This window comes from Dietzia sp. NPDC055343 (genome assembly GCF_053645265.1).
The window spans coordinates 1-1,929 of sequence record NZ_JBSHMJ010000126.1 but is presented as its reverse complement, the minus strand read 5'-3'; the positions used below and the strand labels follow the sequence as shown (position 1 = coordinate 1,929).

Below are 1,929 nucleotides of genomic sequence, written 5' to 3'. Positions count from 1 at the left end.
GGCCGACGGTGGCCACGGCGACGATCGGCAGGACCCACCGCGCCACCGAGAGCACCTGCCAACGCAGGTACATCTGGTTGAACTGCTCGTTGCTCAAGAACTGCCCGATGGGCTCGTAACTCGCGTGGTGCACGACCATCGTCCCCGCGCCGGACACCCCGGCCCAGGACAGTCCCATGGCGATGGAGGCAGCCACCAGGAGCGCGGCCACCGGAAACGCGACCCAGAACCACGGGAAACCCTCGCGCGGCTGCCCCGCTCGACGCGGCAACACCGCACCGCCGACCAACACGACGACCAGCACTGCACACACGAAGACCCAGATCATGGCAGCCACGGTAGTGCCGGCGGGCCCGCCCGGGCGCATCTGCCGCAGCGCCCCTCCCAGCAGGGGCGGCGACCCTACAGTGAAGGCGTGCAGACCTTGTTCATCGTCATCTCCGTCGTCATCAACACGGTCCTGGTCGCCTGGACCGTCCGGCGGCTGATGGGCGGGCCCGTGGGGTGGCCGCGGATCTTCGTGTTCTCGTTCATCGTCGCCCTCGTCGCCAACCCCCTTCTGCTCACCACACTCGAACACACGGGTATCGACGACCCGTCCGCCTCGGAACACATCTGGAGCACGGTCGCCATCTCGGTGCTCTTCGTCGCCTGGGTCATCGCGTTCGAGATCAGCATCCTGGTCGTGACCGAGATCCTCGTGCCCACGGGGAGCCTGCCGGGTCCGATCGAGTTCGTGCGCGGGATGCCCGGCTGGTTCCGGCGCGCCCGCCGGTTCCGGCAGATCTTCGCCATCGCCGCCCGCCAGGGACTCATCGGCTACCTCGGTCGGTCCCGTTCAGCCGTGGACCGCCTGAACCGACCCGGCACCGCTGTCGCGCTGCGTACGGCGCTCACCGAGGGCGGGGTGACGTTCGTCAAGCTGGGTCAGATGCTCTCGACCCGCCCCGATCTCCTGCCGCCTGCGTACATGAGCGAGTTGGCGCAGCTGCACAGCCAGGTCCCGCCGGATCCGTGGGAGACCGTCCGACAATCCCTCATCGCCGAGCTGGGGGGTCCGCCCGAGGAGGTGTTCTCGGAGTTCGAGCCCGAACCGCTGGCCGCGGCCTCCCTCGGACAGGTACACAAGGCCACGCTGACGACCGGTGAGGACGTGGTGGTCAAGATCCAGCGCCCGTCGGCCGACGCGACCGTGCGCGCCGATCTCGACATCATCACGCGGCTGGCCCGGCTGTTGGAGAAGCGGGCCGCGTGGGCTCGCCAACTCGGCGCGGTCGACCTGGCGGAAGGATTCGGGGCCTCCCTGTCCGAGGAGCTGGACTACCGGACGGAGCTGCGTAACCTCGCGGCCCTGGAGGGAACCGATGGTGTGGTCATCCCCGGTGCGCACCGGCGGTTCTCCACCAGGCGCATCCTCACGATGGACCGCATCGACGGCATCCCCCTGTCCCGCGCCGCGGACCAGATCGACGCGCTGTCCGCCACGGAGCGCGAGGACCTCACCCGCACGATCCTCGAGGTGGTCCTGCGGCAGATCCTGGTCGACGGCGTCTTCCACGCCGACCTGCACGGTGGGAACATCCTGCTCACCCCGGACGGGTCGTTCGCCCTTCTCGACTTCGGCTCGGTCGGCCGCCTGGACCGCCAGGCCCGTCTGGGACTGAGATCGCTGCTCATCGCCATCGACCGCCAAGACGGCGCCGCCGCGACCACCGCCCTCTGCCACATCCTCATCCCGCCCGCGGACCTGGACCTCGTGACCACGCAGTGGCTCATCGGCGACCTCATCATGCGCATCGAGGGCATGCCGGCCGACGTCCTGTTCAACGACCTGCTGCGGGCGGTCGTCTCCGCCGGGTTCAAGGTCCCGTCATCCATCGCCGCGGCCTTCCGTTGCCTGGGCGCACTGGAGGGCACGCTGTCCCTTCT

Annotated in this window: 2 protein-coding genes; one reads left to right on the top strand and one right to left on the bottom strand. The window is 69.3% G+C overall.

The window, feature by feature from the left end; translation table 11 throughout:
- On the bottom strand, positions 1–328 hold a 328-nt coding region (locus tag ACWIE7_RS19010), incomplete at its 3' end, for a hypothetical protein (RefSeq protein WP_454070306.1).
- Between the two features lie 87 nt (positions 329–415).
- Here ACWIE7_RS19010 and ACWIE7_RS19005 point away from each other — a divergent pair.
- The coding region (locus ACWIE7_RS19005; RefSeq protein WP_454070305.1) for an ABC1 kinase family protein at positions 416–1,929 on the top strand (1,514 nt) is incomplete at its 3' end.